Source organism: Serratia sp. JSRIV002 (genome assembly GCF_019968725.1).
Lineage (GTDB): Bacteria > Pseudomonadota > Gammaproteobacteria > Enterobacterales > Enterobacteriaceae > Chania > Chania fonticola_B.
This window is the reverse complement of sequence record NZ_CP074143.1, coordinates 5,125,303-5,145,498: the sequence shown is the minus strand read 5'-3', so window position 1 is coordinate 5,145,498 and position 20,196 is coordinate 5,125,303. Positions and strand designations below refer to the sequence as shown.

Here is a 20,196-nt window from a genome sequence, read left to right as displayed (position 1 = left end):
AGTCGATACTCACGGTGTTGGCCGTGCTATGACTCAAACCAGCCAAAATATTTATAAATAGAATATCTCAAGGAGTAAAATAATTATGGCGAATAATATGGAAATAACGCTCACCCCTTATCAGACAATTTTTTATTATGAGTGGCTACAAGATCCCGATCGCAGTGATTACAATATTGTGATCGACAATACTATTGTCGGCGAAATAGACAAAAAAAAGTATAACGATAGTTTTGAACAACTGCTTAACGAGCATTTTATTACCCGTCATAACATTGAAGACGGACCTGATGGAGCCTTTTGGGTACCGAGAGAGCCCGTTTTCAATTTAGTCACCTATCACGACACCGCGTTAACTGATGAAGAAATTTATGCGTTAGTCTCTGCCCCCTTTGACTTAAGAAATGGCCCGCTGGTACGGATACATTTGATTTCTCTTGGGGCAGAACGCTACCGTACCTTGTTTATTTTTCACCATATTGTTGTCGATGGCATCAGTACCGAAGAGGTCTGGGACAAGTGGCGTAAACGCTATAATGGCATCGACTATCAGGTGCCATCGCTGCAGGATCAAGGGGTTATGCACCAGCAGCTTTGCCATAATTTCGCCACGCTGCTGCAAGAAAAAGGCGAACAAATGCGTGAGTTCTGGCGCGAGCGTCTGTGCGATCTTGAAGGCGTTGATTTACGCTTTTTACAAACGGGCCGCCAGCTTGCAACCGCGACAACCCGGCGTCAGATCGACGAGTTACTGTTTGGTTTTGATGAAGATATCAGCCGACGTGTAAAGCTGTTACTGCGCAAGTATAAGTTGACCACCTACCTGTTCGGGCAAATGGTCATGGCCCTGCTGTTGCACAAAATGTCAGGGCAAAAAGCCGTTGCGCTCGCTTTCCCGGTAGCGATCTCTGAAGGTAAGGAGCTGTTGTATGGCGCACATATCAATACCTTGGCTATCGATTATCGCTTTGCGGATGATGCGTCGATCCGTAGCGTTATTGCCAGTGTTCATCGTTATTACAAATCATTAAAACAGACAAAAGCCAAATATTTACCTGTCCATGAGATCCTGGCTTGCGGTGATGCCACCGGCGTACTGGATGTTGCTTTTGCCCAAACGTTCCTGCGTGATCATCAGACCCATTTTAGTGGCATCGTCGATGAGTCGGCCAATCACGACTTTCATATTGACCTGGTGAATCAACTGCTGTTTGAACAGGAGACGTTAGCGAATGGTATCAACTATCGCGTCAGGTTTGATCGCAACGTCCTTGATGTCGCATTGGTTGAGAATTTTATTGAGCTCTATAAAGATCTGTTTATTAACATACTTGATAAGCTGCTTGCGGGTGAAGTAGACACACCAATAAATACCATCACGCTTATTGCGCAGCCGCCACACCACACCCAGCACGTATGCGCTGGCGCTAAAGTCCCTCAACATTCGATTGTCGAACAATTTGAGCGTATGGCCGCGACTTACCCAGCCCGCAACGCCGTTGTCTATGGCAATCAAACACTGTCCTATCAACAGCTTAATCAACAGGCCAACCGTCTGGCTGATTACCTGAGGTGCGAACTGCGGATCAAGAGCGGCGATTTCGTCGCCCTGTGCCTTGAAAAGTCGGCAGCAATGCCCGTATGTATTCTTGCCGTACTCAAAACGGGGGCTGCCTATGTTCCGCTTAACCCTGGCGAGGCCGGGAACAGATTAAGTTTTATTCTGCAGGACACACAAGCTAAAGCCATCTTGGGCGATAGCGCCAGCGTGAACTATCTCAATGAGATTGCAGAGCTGCCGCAGGTGCCAATTATTGCCGTTGATAACCCGCAGTTTCAGCGCGATCTGGTTGCTAAGCAGCAGCCAGAGAACCTTGATATCGCCATATATTTGGACCAGTTAGCCTATATTATTTATACCAGCGGCACGACAGGTAAGCCAAAAGGCGTCATGATTGAACACGCGGGATTAATCAATCTGGCGCTGGTTCAGGGCGAAGCGTTTGGTTTGGCACCTGGCGAGGAGTCGGTAAAGCAATGTCTTTGGTATGCCGCCTATGTTTTTGATGCCCATGTCTCTGAGCTCTTTACGGCGATTGCCAATGGCCATGTGATACATATTTTGCCGGAAAACAAGCGCAAGGATTTTGACGCGTTAGCGGAATATATTGCCGATGCTCGCATTGATATTGCCACTATTCCCCCGGCATTATTGGATAAACACTCCCTTTTAGGGCTCTCTACTCTGGTTGTTGCTGGCGAACCTTGTAATCGTGAGATCATGCAACGTTATCGTGCGCAGGGAACAACGGTTATCAATGCCTATGGCCCGACGGAAAGCAGCGTCTGTGCGACGTTGCACTATTACGAAAATGGCGATAGCAACCTCAATATCGGTCTGCCGCTACTGAATCTTGATGTGCATGTTTTAGATCAACACCTGACACCAGTCCCCGTCGGTGTGATCGGCGAGCTTTATATCAGTGGTGTTGGCCTGGCTCGGGGGTATCTGAATGATACGCAGCAGACCGAGCGCGCCTTTATCACCAATCCCTTCCAGAGCGACGAGCAAAAGCAGCGCAATGAAGCGGCACGGCTGTATAAAACCGGCGATCTTGTCCGCCGCTTGGCCGACGGTCACATTGAGTATGTCGGCAGGCGAGACTCCCAGCTGAAGATCCGCGGTTTCAGAATTGAATTAAGCGAAATTGAAATGCAACTGGTGCAAATTCCGCAGATTATCCAATCGGCGGTCATTGCACATAAGCTCCCGACGGGAGCGCTGTCGTTAGTTGCCTACTATGTTGCGGATGTTGCCGTGGGCAAAGAGCAGATCATTGGGCACCTGGCGGATGCTTTGCCTGACTATATGATCCCGATGGCTTATGTTCACTTAACGGCGTTCCCGATGACGGTTAACGGTAAATTAAACCGTAAGGCATTACCGCTGCCCGATCTGAGCGGGCAGGATGACTATGTCGCTCCTGCCGATGAGATGGAAAGGGCGCTATGCCAGATCTATGGTGAGATATTAGGTCAGGAGCCGGGTCATGTCGGAGTAAATGACGATTTCTTTAGGCTGGGCGGCGACAGTATCAGCGCCATTCAGATGGTGAGAATGATCCGTCAAAGGCTAAAGGGGACGGCCAGCGTCAAAGATATTTTCGACTGCAAAACCGTTCGTTTACTCGCCCGGACTATTGTGATGGACGGCGATGAATGTCATATCAAACATCTCTCCGAACCGGGGATGTTGAGCGGCCCTGCACAGTTGCTGCCGATCCAGCAGTGGTTCTTCGATCGGGTCAAACTGGGCACTTTTTCTGCTTATCAGCACTGGAACCAATCCTTTGTCCTGGATGTCCCCCAGCTGGATATTGGCATACTCAACAAGAGCCTGGCGCTGTTATTTGCCTATCATGATGCCCTGAGACTGGTCTTTACGCATGACGGTAACGGGGGGTACAGCCAGCACTATCAATCAGAAGTCGGCGAAATACCGCTGTCGGTTATTGATGAACCCATGGGTGCCGAGCAACAAATCGCGCTATTTGATCGGTGGCAAAGTGAGTTTGATATCTTTGGCGGCAAGCTGTGCCATATTGGCTATATCACAAGCGAAAATGCGCCACGGGCGAAGCTGCACTTTGCTTTCCATCACCTGATTATGGATGCGGTAAGTTGGCATATCATCAAACAGGATCTGGAAAGGATTTATCGCGCGCTGGAAGGAAACGCGGCGGGTATTAGCGATCCCGTTGAGATTTTGGGTGATAAACCCACCAGTTATCGTCAGTGGGCTGCTCAGGTACAGGATTATGCCAACCATCAGGGAGCCAATGAGGAAACGCTTTATTGGCGTACTGTTATTGGCGGCCTGGGTGACTATCGCCAACGGATAGCGCCGCTTTTCACCTCGCCATCGTTGAGCCAACGTGAGTTATCGTTAAACAAAACCTTAACGCAGCATCTGCTGGGTGGGGTACATCATGTGTTCAATACCCAGGTTAACGATCTTCTGTTAGCCAGCTTCGTTGAGATCCTCAATGAGTTTACCGGGCTGCATACCCAGTACCTGACGTTGGAAGGCCATGGCCGAGAAGCGCTCGATACCAGCGTTGATATCAACCGTACGGTAGGCTGGCTGACCACTATGTACCCGGTCCGCTTGACCAGCGAGGGGGACTGGCGTCAACGGATCGTGACCGTCAAAGAGACCGTTGGCGGGATCCCGCGCCGGGGCGTTGGATTTGCGCCGTTGATGGGGTATGACGCCGACAAGCTGCCACCGGTTAGCTTTAACTATTTAGGGCGCTTTGATGAGGTGCAGCAGGAGGGATGGTGCTTCAGCCCGACAAACAGCGGACAAACCGTTGCGCATGAGAATGGCGAAGCGCATCTGCTCAGCGTCAACTGTGGTGTAGTTGGGGGGGAACTGAGAATACGCCTCTCCGGTTACCTGGCAGACGAAGAATTGCAACACCTGGCGAGCCGTTACCAGGGGGCGATTGCAGGCGTTATTGAGCGCTTGCTGGCGGAAAGCCGCACTTATCTGACTGCACGAGATATCGACGGGGTAATACCTCAAGCAGCACTTGACGCTCTGCAGCGTGATACCGAGCTGGAGTCGGTCTATCTGGCCAATAGTTTGCAGGAAGGCTTTATTTACCACGCGCTATCGCAGGGTGAAGTCGACGATGCCTACCATACCCAGATGTTCTGGGACTATGACAATGCGCTGGATATCGCCTGTCTGAAGCAGGCATGGTTGCAGGCGCAGCAGCATTATCCAACGCTCCGCCTGCGGTTTAATTGGGATGAAGAGTTGGTACAGATTGTTGATGCCCATGCTGCACTGAACTGGCATTTCTTTGATCTCAGTGAAAAAAGCGAGCACCAACAGCAAGCCTTCTTCTCTGATTTGTCTGCTCAGGATCGAGCTCGGCCTTACGATTTGTCGATCAGCGGGATCTTCCGTGTCTATGTGGTCAAAAATGCGCATGAACGTTACCGCTGCATTTTCAGCTGCCACCACGCCATCATGGATGGCTGGAGTAACCCGCTGCTGATTGAAGCGGTGCATAAATTCTATCTGGCGTTGTTGCGTGGTGACACATTGCCGCAGGCATGTGACCGCGGTTTCCACCAGGTTCAGCGCTATATACAGTCGCACAAAAGCGAGCATTTACCGTACTGGCGGGACTATCTGGCAGCACAGGATGAACCCGAAGATTTAAATATCTTGCTGTGCGGGCAGGCGAAGCACGTTCAGTTAAATGACTATAAGCACATTAAAACGTCGAAAACACAGCAGTTGATGTTTGATGAGCCGTGTTACCAACAGCTGAAATCGTTCACGGCCGAGAACGCGATAACCCTTAATGCGCTATTGCAATATTGCTGGCACAAAGTGCTCAGTATTTATTCTGGCAATGCGGCCAGCATCGTTGGCACGGTGGTTTCAGGCCGTAACCTGCCCGTGGATGGCGTGGATCAAACGGTAGGATTATTGATCAACACACTGCCGCTGATCGTCGATCATCAGGCTTCTGTGTCGGTTCTCACGGCGATTCAAAACCTGCAGGACGCGATCAACGAGGCGAATACCCGCAGCCATGTCAATCTGGCACAGCTGCAATCGGCAGGAAAACGCCTGTTTAACTCTTTGTTTGTCTATGAAAACTACCCGATGCCCAGTGGGGACATCGATAGCGATTTACGGCTACGTTTCGCCAGTGCTAACGAGAAACAAGATTATCCGTTGGTGGTGACCGTGCTGGAACAGCAGCACCTGGCGCTGAGCCTGCATTATGCCGGTGAACTGTTTGACGACGTGCTGATCGAACAGCTACTGAACACCATGAGGACGCTGGTAGAAAATATTGTTCAGGGTGCCTCCCAGTCTCAAGCCGAGTTGCGTTATCTGCAGGCGGCGCAGTATCAAACGATGATCCACCAGTGGAATGATACCCGCAGGCCCTACGAGCAGGATAAAACTCTCGCCGCGCTGTTTGAAGCACGCGTGGCCGCCTCACCAGACAGCGTCGCCGTAGAATTTAACGACGTGGTGTTAACGTACGCCCAGTTAAATCAACAGGCGAACCAGCTAGCGCATTATTTGCAGCAATGTTGCCAGTTGCGCGCCAACGATCTCGTGGGTCTCTATCTTGAGCGCAGTGAGCAGTTGGTCATTGCTATTCTGGCCATACTGAAAGCGGGTGCGGCCTATGTGCCGATGGATCCGGATTCCCCCGATGAGCGCAATGGCTATATTATCGCGGATGCCAAGGTAAAGGCGGTGCTTTGCCAGCGGCAGGCTTTACAAAGGGTAGACTTGATGGCACCTGGCGCCATGCTTATCCCTCTTGACGCACCAGAAACCACCGCGCGTTTGGCGCGCTGTGCAACAGATAACCCATGCAGCAATACAGGTCCCCACGATCTGGCGTATGTCATTTATACCAGTGGCACGACGGGATATCCTAAAGGGACTCTGATAGAGCAACGCTGTGTGAACCGGCTGGTGATTAATCCCAATTATGTTGAGTTCGGTGAACAGGATCGCATTCTTGGTATTTCAGGCTATCAGTTTGATGCCTCCATTTATGACATCTTTGGCGCGTTGTTAAATGGCGCCGCGTTGGTGATTGCCGACAAGCCAAATATCCTGGATTTAGACCGTCTCTCTCAGCTGATTGTCGATCGTCAGATCAGCAATTTCTTTGCCACGACCGCCTTCTTTAATACGCTGGTGGATGCTGAACTGCCTGGGTTGCAGCAGTTGAACTACCTGCTGTTCGGCGGTGAGCAGGTGTCCGTTAACCATGTTAATCGTTTCAGAACGCTTTACCCTCAGGTCAAGTTGGTACATGTATACGGGCCGACGGAAACGACAACCTACGCTACGGCCTATTTGACCAACACGGCGACGCAGGCGTTTGATTACACTGTTCCCATTGGTCGGCCAATTAGTAATACCCAACTGTATATACTCGACGAACAGCTGCGCCCCGTCCCCCAAGGTGCGATTGGTGAGTTGTATATCGGTGGCGCTGGCGTTGGGCGCGGCTATCTGAATAACCCGCAGGCGACAGCGGACGCGTTTATTGCCAATCCGTTCCGCAGTGACGCCGAACGCAGCCGTGGTGAAAACGCCCGCCTTTATAAAACCGGGGATCAAGGCCGTTACCTGCCGGACGGTAACATCGAATACCTGGGCCGCAATGACTTCCAGGTTAAGATCCGTGGCTTCCGTATTGAGCTGGGGGAAATCGAAGCCCGGCTGATCGACCATCCAGCCATCCAGCAGGCACTGGTTTTGGCGAGCACTAACCCGGCGGGGCATACCCATCTGACGGCGTACTACGTCGCGCAGGAGCCCTTGCAGCAAGATGTGTTGCGCGCCCATCTGCAGCAGGTGCTGCCGGACTACATGGTACCGTCGGCCTTGGTTCACCTGCTATCGCTCCCGATGACCGTCAACGGCAAGGTCGATCGTGCCGCCTTGCCGGTCCCGACGTTTGAGGCGCAGGCAGACCGGGTGGCACCAGAGACGGCGACCGAGCAGCAACTGGCCGAGGTCTTCGCCGAGCTGCTCGCCATCCCGCAGGACAGCCTCAGCGTGCTGGACGACTTCTATCGCCTGGGGGGCAACAGTATCCTGGCGATCAAGCTGGTGGGCCGTTTGACCCGCGCGTTAGAAAAAAGCGTGCACGTCTCTGACCTGTTCCGCCTGAGATCCATCCGGGCGCTGGCGGCATTTATTGACGGCGAAGCGCAAGGCTGCCAGGTCATCCAGGCACCGTCGATCTCCCGACCTGAGGAACAAAGGCTGTCGTTTGCCCAGGAGCGCCTGTGGTTTATCGACCGTTATGAAGAAGGCAGCAACGCCTACAACGTCCCGCTTACGCTCAAGCTGCAGGCCGGAACCGATCCGCAGAAAGTGGCCCAGGCCCTGATGAAGGTGATAGCGCGTCATGAAGCGCTGCGTACCCTAATCCTGTGCGACGACGACGGGCAGGGGTATCAACATATTCTGCCCGCCGAGACATTCTCACTGAGCATACCGCACGAAACATGCGACAGCGTGCAAGCGCTGCATGCACGACTGCACGAGCATCAGCACCGGGTGTTTGACCTGGCGCAGGAATGCCCGATTGCGGCCAGCAGTTATACGCTGGCGGGAGCCCACTACTTCAGCATCGTTATTCACCACATCGCGTTTGACGGCTGGTCGGTAGATCTGCTGTTAAAAGAGTTACTGCACTATTACCGCGTGTTCACCGGAGAGGCCAGCAATGAACTCCCGGCACCGCCGGTGCAGTACCGGGAATTTGCGTTGTGGCAGCGCCAACACCTGCAAGGAGCCACGCTGGACAAGCAACTGGCCTACTGGCATGGGCAACTGGCGGACCATGAACCGCTCAACCTGCCGACGGACCATGTGCGTCCGCTGCAGTTGGATTACCGCGGCGACGATATCACCTTCCAGCTGGATGCGGCGACCAGTGCCGAACTGCGGGCGTTGGCCGCCTCGTTGAACGTCAGCCTGTACACGGTACTGCTGAGCGGCTATTACCTGCTGCTGGGGGTTTACAGTAACCAGCAGGATATCGTGCTGGGGACGCCGATAGCGGGCAGGCATTACCCGGGGGTGGAAGACACCATGGGCCTGTTCGTCAATACGCTGGTCCTGAGGCGGCAGATAGACGTCAGCCAAACGGTCAGAGAATTTATTGGCGAAACGGGCCAACAGGTCAGTGAAGCGCATACCCACCAGGATCTGCCTTTCGAAAAGCTGGTGGAAGTGTTGAAAACGGAAAAGGACAGTTCAAGGCACCCGATCTTCCAGGTGATGTTCAGTCTCCAATCGTTTGGCGCCACAGGACGTACCGAAGGAGAAAGCCTGTTTGAGCAGTATGATGCGCAGGAAGGGGCGTATCGGGCGGCGAAGTTCGATTTGACCGTGATGATGGACGACAGTGAAGAGGCGATCGGTGGCGTCTTCAACTATGCGACGGCCCTGTTCAACGGGCAAACGATGCGGAACTACATCGCCACCTACCAGCATATCCTGCGCCAACTGGGTACGCTGTGCAGTCAGGGGCGTTCCCTTGCGGAGCTTCAGTACCTGGATACGGCACAATACGAGCAAATCATCTGCCAGGGGAACCGCACCGAATGCGACTACCCACGGGAGATGACGATCCACGAAATGTTCGAGGCGCAGGTAGCGAGGACCCCAGAGAATATCGCACTGGTGTTTGAGGGGGTGAGCCTGACCTATCGGCAGTTGAATGAACGCGCCAACCGGTTGGCGGCTTACTTGAGAGCGCAGTTTGTTTTACAACCGGACGATCTGATCGGGCTTTGCCTGGAAAGATCGGAGCGCATGATCGTGAGTATCCTGGCGGTGTTGAAGGCTGGTGCTGCCTATGTACCGCTTAGCCCCGATATGCCCGCGGAGAGAATGCTCTGGACGATAGAAAATATCCACTCCCGCGTTATGCTGACGGAGTTGGGAGCGCAAGAGACGCTGGCCACACTGATTGATCCACAAAAGACGGCGCTGCTGTGCGTGGACGATCCTGAGTTGTTAGCGCAGGTTGCCAGCCACCAGGTGGTTAATGTGGCAACCCGAACCAGACCTGACAATCTGATTTATGTCATCTATACCAGCGGGACGACGGGAATCCCTAAAGGAGTGATGATTGAGCATCATTGTGTCGCCAATCTGGTTGAGGCGCAGCGGAGTATCTTTGGCACGGAGATCTGTCAGGTCGGAGAGCCGACAAAAAGTTACCTCTTCTATTCAAATTATACCTTTGATGCGCATGTCCTGGATGTGTTCAGCCCGCTGCTGACCGGCCATTGCTTGCATGTCCTGTCTAAAGAGATACGTTTGAATTTCGCTGCGCTTGCCGCATACATCAAACAACATGCCATTGATATCGGCTTTGTGCCTCCTGCGCTGCTAAATAACAATGAAACATTGGCGCTTTCCACGCTAATCCTGGGTGGAGAGGTAGCCAGTAGCAGCGTGATAGAACGCTATAGCGCTCAGGGGGTCAAAATAGTTAACTGCTATGGCCCAACGGAAACCACGGTCTTTGTCACCAGGAACGTTTACCAAGCGGGCGATAGCAATACCCTCATTGGCCAGCCGATAGGCAATGCTGGCGCTTATATTCTGGACAGTTGTCTACGGCCGCTCCCTGCGGGTGCCGTGGGTGAGCTCTATATCAGTGGAGACTGCGTAGGCCGTGGCTATTTAAATAACCCAGAGGCGACTCATCAGGCGTTTATCGTCAATCCATTGCAAAGCGAAGAAGATAAAGCGCGAGGACGTCACGATCGGCTGTATAAAACGGGGGATTTAGTCCGTTACCTGAACGACGGTAAGATTGACTATATTGGGCGTAATGATGCACAGGTGAAGATCCGTGGCTTCAGGATCGAATTGGCCGAAATCGAAAGCTGTCTGACCCAATATCCACAGATTGAACAGGTTGTGGTCCTGGCGCTGGAGCATGACTCGGGGCAAAAGTACCTGGTGGCCTATTATGTTGCGCCAGACGCATTGCCAGCAGATGTGCTGTCTGAGCATCTGCAACAGCGTTTACCTGCCTACATGATCCCCACAGCGTTTGTTCATCTAACGGCATTGCCCATGAACATGAACAATAAGTTGGATCGCAAAGCCTTACCTCTGCCGATATTAACGGATGAGGTGAACTACGTGGCCCCAGCCAACGAGAGTGAAATGCTGATCTGCCGCGTATTTGCGGAGGTATTACAGCTGAAGGATTATGCGGTGGGGGTCACCGATGATTTCTTCCGTTTAGGCGGGGACAGTATCAGCAGTATCCAACTGGCGAACAAACTCAAAAAGTTATCTGGCCACCATCTCACGGTGAAAGACATCTTTGCCCACAGAACGCCCAAGGCATTGAGCACTTACCTGCTGCAACGTCAGGGTGACAGTTTGCCGGTTATCCAGTCAGAGGCGGGTATGCTGGCGGATGAGCTCCCCTTGGCGCCGATCCAGCGCTGGTTCTTCCAGGCCGTAGAGTCAGGGAAGTTGCCTGATGCTGGGCATTGGAACCAGGCATTTATGGTTAAAGTGCCAACGTTAAACGTTGAGTTACTGCGTTTGAGCGTGGCTAAACTGGTTGAATACCATGATATTTTGCGGGCCGTTTACCCGAAAGATGCCGCTGTCGGTCACTATCGTCAAGCGATAGAGACGCTGCCATTTGATGCGATCAATCAACAGGATTTCACAGCCGATCAGCTCGATGCGCAGTTGACGGCCTGGCAGAACCGTTTTTGCCTGGCAGAAGGGCCACTGTTCCATATCGGTTATATTGCAGGCTACGCTGATGAGACTGCGCGTATCCATGTGGCGGTACACCATCTCAATATTGATGCGGTCAGCTGGCGGATTATCAACCAAGACTTACGCACGCTTTACCAGTTCTTTGCTGCACAAGGCGATAACCTGGATGTGACGGTTGATGCGCAAACTATCCTGGGCCAGAAAGGCACCAGTTACCGCCAATGGGTCAACTCACTGCAAAACTACCCAGCCGTTGTCGTGAACAACCATAGGGATGAGAAGCATTACTGGGATAACCTGACCACGGAGTTGGACGGCTGGCACCAGCGTTTGGACTCTCATCGCGTGGGGACGCTCAATCGTACGATGATAAGCCTGTCGCAAGAGCACACCGGTTGTCTGCTGCGAGACCTTCATCATGTTTATCACACCGAGATGAACGATGTTCTGCTGACCGTACTGGCGGATGCGTTGTCGCAGGTGGTTGGTGGTGACAACCAGTATGTCCTGCTGGAAGGACATGGCAGAGAGGCGATGTTTGACGATGTGGATATCAACAATACCGTCGGTTGGTTTACCTGCATGTATCCGGTCAATCTGCGCGTTGAGCATCGGGACCTTGTACGCAATTTACCGCTGATAAAAGACAGGCTGCGAACTCCTCCTCACCATGGCTTAGGCTATGGCGTGCTGGTTGGCTATGATGCGCAGGCATTGCCTGCAGTGACCTTCAACTACCTTGGCCAGTTCGATGGTGATGAACGGGATGGCGAGTGGGCATTTGTTCAGGAATCTACGGGGCTGGCATTATCAGCGAATAACCGCACAACGGACTTCTTAGCGCTGAACGGCGGTGTGCTCAATGGCCAATTACAGTTCCTGGTCGAGGGTGATCTCAGCCCGGAACAGCTCGAACTGTTTGCCACGACTTATCAACAACGGTTAATCCAGTTGATCGACGAGCTTAAGCGGTCACCTCGCTCTTATCTCACCGAGTCTGATGTTAAGGGTGTGGTCTCCGGTGAATTGTTGGCGCGCCTCCAGCAGGATGAAGAGGTGGCGGCGATTTATCCGGCTAACAGCCTGCAACAAGGATTTATTTATCATTACGTCCTGCAAGGCGATATCGACAACGCCTATCGTACGCAAATGGTCTGGCACTATCGCAATGCGTTGGATGTCGAGCTGTTAAAACGGGCGTGGCAATGCAGCCAGGCGAAATATCCGGCGCTGCGGCTAAGATTCTCCTGGCAGGAAGAGTTTGTGCAGATCGTCGATAAGCAAGGCACCTTTGGTTGGCAGTTTATCGATATCAGTAAGCAGGACGAACGTGCGCAAGCAAGCATCGTGGCTGAACTCATCAAGCAGGATCAGCAGACCCATTTCGATTTGTCTGCTAAAGGGCTATTCCGTCTCTATATCGTTAAGTGCGCGGCCGATCACTACATTTGTCTGTTTAATAACCACCACGCGATTCTGGACGGCTGGAGTCTGCCGATCTTGCTCAATGACGTGCACCAAAATTATCTGGCTCTGCAACAGGGAAGCGCGCCGGAGCAAGCCGAAGATCAAAGCTATCTGGAGGCTCAGGCATTGCTACAGACGGTTAGCCAGGAAACCGAGCAGTTCTGGCAAAACTATCTGGGTGGCTTAGAGGTGCAAGAGAATCTCACCGGTCTGCTAAAGCCGGAGATGAAACACGTCAATTTAAGTGAATATAAACACCTGCAAGATCCCCAGACGGTATCGACCGCATTGGCTGGTGAGCTTTACCACGGGCTGAAGGCGCTCTCGCGGCAGCATGGCGTGACGCTGAATGCGCTGATGCAGTATTGCTGGCACCAGCAGCTCAGTCTTTATAGCCATGCGGACGTGACGATTGTGGGCATGACGGTGTCTGGCCGTAACCTGCCGGTGGAGGAGATTGAACGCTCTGTTGGTTTATATATCAATACGTTGCCTGTAGTTCTGGCGCATACCGATGAGGCGATCATCGAGAATGTCAAACGCCTGCAGGCCCATATAAATGACATCAATAGCTACAGCAATATCAGCCTGATCACACTGCAAAAGGCGGGGGTACGGCTGTTCAACTCGCTCTTCGTGTTTGAAAACTATCCGGTGCCAGCCGATAACGGCGAGAGCCTGTTCAAACTCGAGTTTGAGGACAGTGATGAAAAACTGGATTACCCACTGGGCATCATGGTGTATGAACAGGATGGGCGCATTGAGTTCAAGATCAACTATGCGGGCGAGTTGTTCAGCCGTTCGGCGATTGAAGGCGTGCTGCAAGGAATACGACTCACCGTACAGCAGTTGATCGCGGACCCGGCCATTGTTCCCCAGGCGTTATCGTTGCTGACGCAGGACAACTATACGCAGCTGGTAGCAAACCAGCCGCGGGTACAGGTTGCCGTGGAGCGAAATAAACTGGTCGGTCAGATGTTTGAAGAGCAGGCCGCCAGAACGCCGGATGCTTTGGCATTGGTATATCAGGATACGCGGTTGACGTATTGCGAGTTAAATCAGCGGGTGAACCAGTTGGCGGCTTATCTGCAGGCGAACTTTGCGATACAGCCTGACAGCGCGATTGCCCTCTATTTTGATAAGTCGACCCATATGGTCATTGCCATGCTGGCCGTGCTCAAGGCCGGGGCGGCCTATGTTCCGATTAGCCCTCAGGCACCGTTGGAGCGCTTGAGCCTGCTGGTTGACGACGTTAAACCGGTGCTGATCCTGACGCAGCAGCATCATGGCTCACGCATCGCTGGCTGTGGTTTCCCTCTGCTGGATATAGATAACCCGCAACTGGCCAACAGGCTGGCGCAGTTCGACGACAGCAATGTACCGTCACGTACGCAGCCAGACGATTTGGCGTATATCATCTATACCAGCGGAACCACTGGCCGGCCAAAAGGGGTGATGATTGAGCATCACTCGTTAATCAACCTGGCGCAAGGGCAGTCGGACCTGCTAGGTATGCCTACGGGCTATGAGCAGGCTGCCAGGCTAAACACGCTGTGGTATTCGGAATATGTTTTCGATGCCCATGCGCTGGATGTCTTCTGTGCCTTGTTGAATGGCCATTGCCTGCATATTCTGCCAGAACAGCAACGTCTCGACTTTATCGCGCTTTCTGCCTATATCAGGGATCACGCCATCGAGTTCGCCTTTATTCCTCCGGCGTTACTGGCGCAAAATGAACTGCTGGAACTGTCCACGCTGGTCGTTGGCGGGGAGTGTATCGACGGGGCGATGATTGACCGCTACTGTGAGGCCGGAGTCCGTTTGATCAACGGTTACGGGCCTAGCGAAACCACCGTTTGGGCGACGGCGCGGCTCTATCAACCTGGCGATGCCAATACCAATATCGGCAAGGCGATCAACAACGTTTGCGTTTATCTGCTGGATCGCCACCTGCGCCCCGTCCCACAAGGTGCGATTGGCGAGCTGTATATCGGTGGCGCTGGCGTTGGGCGCGGCTATCTGAATAATCCGCAGGCGACAGCGGACGCGTTTATTGCCAATCCGTTCCGCAGTGATGCCGAACGTAGCCGTGGTGAAAACGCCCGCCTTTATAAAACCGGGGACCGGGGTCGTTACCTGCCGGACGGGAACATCGAATACCTGGGCCGCAATGACTTCCAGGTTAAAATCCGTGGCTTCCGTATTGAACCGGGGGAGATCGAAGCCCGGCTGATCGACCATCCTGCCATCCAGCAGGCGCTGGTCCTGGCGAGCACTAACCCGGCGGGGCATACCCATCTGACGGCGTACTACGTCGCGCAGGAGCCCTTGGAACGGGAGACATTGTGCGACCATCTGCAACAGGTTCTGCCGGACTACATGGTGCCGTCGGCCTTTGTTCACCTGCTATCGCTACCGATGACCGTCAACGGCAAGGTCGATCGCGCGGCCTTGCCTGTCCCCACGTTTGAGGCGCAGGCAGACCGGGTGGCACCAGAGACGGCGACCGAGCAGCAACTGGCCGAGGTCTTCGCCGAGCTGCTCGCCATCCCGCAGGACAGCCTCAGCGTGCTGGACGACTTCTATCGCCTGGGGGGCAACAGCATTCTGGCGATCAAGCTGGTGGGCCGTTTGACCCGCGCGTTAGAAAAAAGCGTGCATGTCTCTGACCTGTTCCGCCTGAGATCCATTCGGGCGCTGGCGGCATTCATTGATAATACCGCGCAGGGCTGCCAGGTCATCCAGGCACCGTCGATCGCCCGGCCTGAGGAGCAGCGGCTGTCGTTTGCCCAGGAGCGCCTGTGGTTTATCGACCGTTATGAAGAAGGCAGCAACGCCTACAACATCCCGCTGACGCTCAAGCTGCAGGCCGGAACCGATCCGCAGAAAGTGGCCCAGGCCCTGATGAAGGTGGTTGAGCGTCACGAAGTGCTGCGCACCCTGATCCTGTGTGACGACGACGGACAGGGGTATCAACAAATCCTGCCAGCCGAGACATTCTCACTGAGCATACCGCACGAAACATGCGACAGCGTGCAAGCGCTGCATGCACGACTGCACGAGCATCAACACCGGGTGTTTGACCTGGCGCAGGAATGCCCGATTGCGGCCAGCAGTTATACGCTGGCGGGAGCCCACTACTTCAGCATCGTTATTCACCACATCGCGTTTGACGGCTGGTCGGTAGATCTGCTGTTAAAAGAGTTACTGCACTATTACCGCGTGTTCACCGGAGAGGCCAGCAATGAACTCCCGGCACCGCCGGTGCAGTACCGGGAATTTGCGTTGTGGCAGCGCCAACACCTGCAAGGAGCCACGCTGGACAGGCAACTGGCTTACTGGCATGGGCAACTGGCGGACCATGAACCGCTCAACCTGCCGACGGACCATGTGCGTCCACTGCAGTTGGATTATCGCGGCGACGATATCACCTTCCAACTGGATGCGGCGACCAGTGCCGAACTGCGGGCGTTGGCCGCTTCGTTGAACGTCAGCCTGTACACGGTCTTGCTGAGCGGCTATTACCTGCTGCTGGGGGTTTACAGTAACCAGCAGGATATCGTGCTGGGTACGCCGATAGCGGGCAGGCATTACCCGGGGGTGGAAGACACCATGGGGCTGTTCGTTAATACGCTGGTCCTGAGAAGGCAGATAGACGTCAGCCAAACGGTCAGAGAATTTATTGGCGAAACGGGGCAGCAGGTCAGTGAAGCGCATACCCATCAGGACCTGCCTTTTGAAAAACTGGTGGAAGTGCTGAAAACGGAAAAGGACAGTTCAAGGCACCCGATATTCCAGGTGATGTTCAGTCTCCAATCGTTTGGCGCCACAGGACGTACCGAAGGAGAAAGCCTGTTTGAGCAGTATGACGCGCAAGAAGGGGCGTATCGGGCGGCGAAGTTCGATTTGACCGTGATGATGGACGACAGTGAAGAGGCGATCGGCGGCGTCTTCAACTATGCGACGGCCCTGTTCGACGGGCAAACGATGCGGAACTACATTGCGACCTATCGGCATATCCTGCGCCAACTGGGAACGCTGTGCAGTCAGGGGCGTTCCCTTGCGGAGCTTCAGTACCTGGATACGGCGCAATATGAGCAAATCATCTACCAGGGGAACCGCACCGAATGCGACTACCCACGGGATATGACGATCCACGAAATGTTCGAGGCGCAGGTAGCGAGAACCCCAGAGAATATCGCACTGGTATTTGAGGACGTGAGCCTGACCTATCGGCAGTTGAATGAACGGGCTAACCGCTTGTCGGTTTACTTGAGAGAACGCTTTGCTGTCCGCACTGGCGATTTGGTGGCGCTGTGTCTAAACCGCTCTGAGCATATGCAGGTCGCGATACTGGCCATTCTCAAGGCGGGGGCCGCTTACGTACCACTGGATCCGCTGGCACCGGATGACCGGGTGAGCTACATGCTGGACAACGCCGGTATCGATATCATCTTGACGGCAAACCCTGGCGACGAGAAAGCCACAGCGCTAGCGGCAACCGGCAGAACCGTTATTGATGTCGCCGATCGGGAAACGTCAGCTGATATTGCCCGCTACCCAGGTGAAAACCAGCCTTCATCGGTGCGGTCTAGTGATTTGGCTTACATCATCTATACCAGCGGCACCACGGGCAATCCTAAAGGCGTCATGCTAGAGCATCACAGTGTGATCAACCGTATTGTCTGGATGCACAAACAATATCCGATCACGGCGCAGGATCGTATCTTGCAAAAGACCAACTACACCTTCGATGTTTCAGTGTGGGAGTTGTTCTGGGCTAACTGGTTCGGGGCCTGTACCGTTTTTGCCTCGCAGGAGGCCTATAAAGATAATGTTTATCTGGCAGAACTGATTGAACAGCAGCAGGTAACGACGCTCCATTTCGTCCCTTCAATGCTGTCGGCATTCCTTGAAACCCTGGAAGGGCAGAGTGCGTTGCAGGCAAAACTGGGCAGCCTTAACTACCTGTTTTGCAGCGGAGAGGCGTTAAACGTGGGGGAAGTCAGAAAATGCCAGCGTTTACTGCCGCATTGCCAGATCCACAATCTCTATGGCCCAACGGAAGCGACGGTGGATGTGCTGTTCTACGACTGTAACGCACGCACCATCAAGGATGTGTTAATCGGTAAGCCGATCGACAATACTTCCGCCTATGTGCTGAATGCACAACTGCAACCCATTCCACCGGGGGCAATTGGCGAGTTATTCATTGGTGGCGTCGGTGTCGCTAGAGGATACGTGAATAATAAGCTATTGACGGATAAGGCTTTCCTGGGCAATCCATTCCAGAGCAGTGAGGAGAAGCTACGGGGTTACAATGGCCGGATGTATAAAACTGGCGACGTGGTGCGTTATTTAGCCGATGGCAACATCCAATATCTGGGCCGCAATGATTTCCAGGTTAAAGTGCGCGGTTACCGTATTGAGCTGGGCGAAATCGAAACGCGCCTGGCCAGTTATCCGGACGTTAATCATGCGGTGGTGATCGCCAGTGAGCGTGGTAGCAATGATAAATATCTGGTGGCCTATTATGTTGCCGCGCAGGAAATTTCCACCGAAAAACTATGCGCTCATCTGCGGGAAACCCTGCCAGATTATATGGTGCCTAGCGTATTCGTTCATTTGACGGCGCTGCCGGTGACCTCAAACGGTAAATTGAACAGAAGATTGTTACCTCAACCGCAAATAACCCATTCCGTGTCCTACGTTGCGCCGGAAAACAAGGTTGAAAAAACATTGTGCGAGTTGCTTGCTGATACGTTGCAAGTGTCATTTGAGGCAATCAGCATGGAGGATAACTTCTTTGCACTGGGCGGCAACAGCATCCTGGCGATGAGGCTGAACAACCGGATTAATCAGGTGCTGAGGGTGAAAATTCGTCTGCTTGATATTATCAATGCACGCACCTTAGGCGAGTTATCGCAAGTAATTACACAGGCTCAAGGGAAGTCCTTTGAGGTGATCGTGCCATTTAATACGGTAACGCAAAAGCCGCAGATGTTTATGGTTCACCCTGGGATGGGGAACTGTTCTGTCTATCAATCCTTGGCCAATAGGTTGAGTGAGCGCTACTGCTGTTATGGGGTTGACTCATACAACTTCTATCATGAGCAGAAGATCGAGCGGCTCGATGAGTTGGCACGTTATTATCTGGAGCATATCGATCGCATTCTTGATGTCAGCCAACCGGTCACTTTATTAGGCTGGTCGTTGGGCGGGAAGATTGCACTGGAGATCGCGGCCTATTTAGAAGCGCGTGGGGTTAAGGCGATCACTGTCTATCTGCTGGATACCTGGTTGTTAAGTGAAGATCATTATCAGCGCAATGAATCATCCTTTAACCTGGACTCTATGATGGCGCGGTTACAAATCCCACATTATTTAAGACATAATGTCGAATCGGTCGTCGTCAGCGATAAGCTGTTGAATATACAGCCACTCTCTGCCGTATTAAAACATACGCAGATCGTGTTGTTTAAGGCGACAGAGGAGATAGATAATGAGGGGTATCAACAATACCGGTTTAACAACGTTGATACTGGTGTTGAAAACATCGCCCAGCTACAGCTGTTTGAAATAGCAGCCTGTCACTTTACCTTGCTGGAAAAGGAGGATGAGTTGATTAGCCACATCCGCTAATTGCTTTCTTGGCGCTGGGCAGGGGTTTTATTACCTGCCCAGCATGCTATTGGTGAAGGGCTAAACAACATGACCAATTATATCTACTGCTCTCGTATTGACGAGCTAAGCAGCGAACTGCTTTATTCGCAGCGGGATTATCTTGATAAAGACCAACGGATCCTATTCGATCGGTTTAGGTTTGATGACGACAAACGGCGGTCATTATTAGGGAGAATGCTGCTACGTTATGCATTAAAAAAACATGAAGGGTATCAGGGAAGTCATTTTCCTAAACTGCACTATAACCGCTATGGCAAACCTGCTGTGATGGGGATGAAAGGGGGATTTAATCTTTCCCATGCGGGGTCCTGGGCCGTATGTGCCTATACCACGCAGGGGGAGATTGGCGTTGATGTGGAAAAGAGAGTCCCGATTGACATACATGACTACCAGGATGTGCTCACTCCTGAGGAGTTTACACAACTCGCTCAGGGAGAAAACGTTGATTTCTTTCGTCTGTGGTCGTTGAAAGAAGCCATCATAAAAGCGGATGGCCGGGGTTTTGCTTTATCTCCGACCACGTTTACCTTACCTCACCCTTTTGCCAATGGCTTAACCGTCGACGTGGCTGAAAAACGTTGGTACTTGTACTCACAGGACATTGGGGAGGAATACGTCTTATCCAGCGCCTCAACATCCTATGAAACCGCACTGTTTTCGTTAGCCTTTGACACTTTGTTGGCCTGATTGGGTCGTTGCCGTTCTTT

Annotated in this window: 2 protein-coding genes; both read left to right on the top strand. The window is 52.9% G+C overall.

The window, feature by feature from the left end; all coding sequences use genetic code 11:
• Positions 1 to 85: 85 nt before the first annotated feature.
• Positions 86 to 19,447, top strand: a complete 19,362-nt coding sequence (locus KGP26_RS24125) for a non-ribosomal peptide synthetase (RefSeq protein WP_223664672.1) — start codon at positions 86 to 88, stop codon at positions 19,445 to 19,447.
• A 69-nt stretch (positions 19,448 to 19,516) separates the two neighbouring features.
• Positions 19,517 to 20,176, top strand: a complete 660-nt coding sequence (locus KGP26_RS24120) for a 4'-phosphopantetheinyl transferase superfamily protein (protein WP_223664671.1) — start codon at positions 19,517 to 19,519, stop codon at positions 20,174 to 20,176.
• Positions 20,177 to 20,196 lie beyond the last annotated feature (20 nt).

Excerpts from the sequence above, each read along its gene's own strand:
- KGP26_RS24125 (WP_223664672.1), top strand. The coding sequence starts at position 86 with ATGGCGAATAATATGGAAATAACGCTCACCCCTTATCAGACAATTTTT.
- KGP26_RS24120 (WP_223664671.1), top strand. The coding sequence starts at position 19,517 with ATGACCAATTATATCTACTGCTCTCGTATTGACGAGCTAAGCAGCGAA.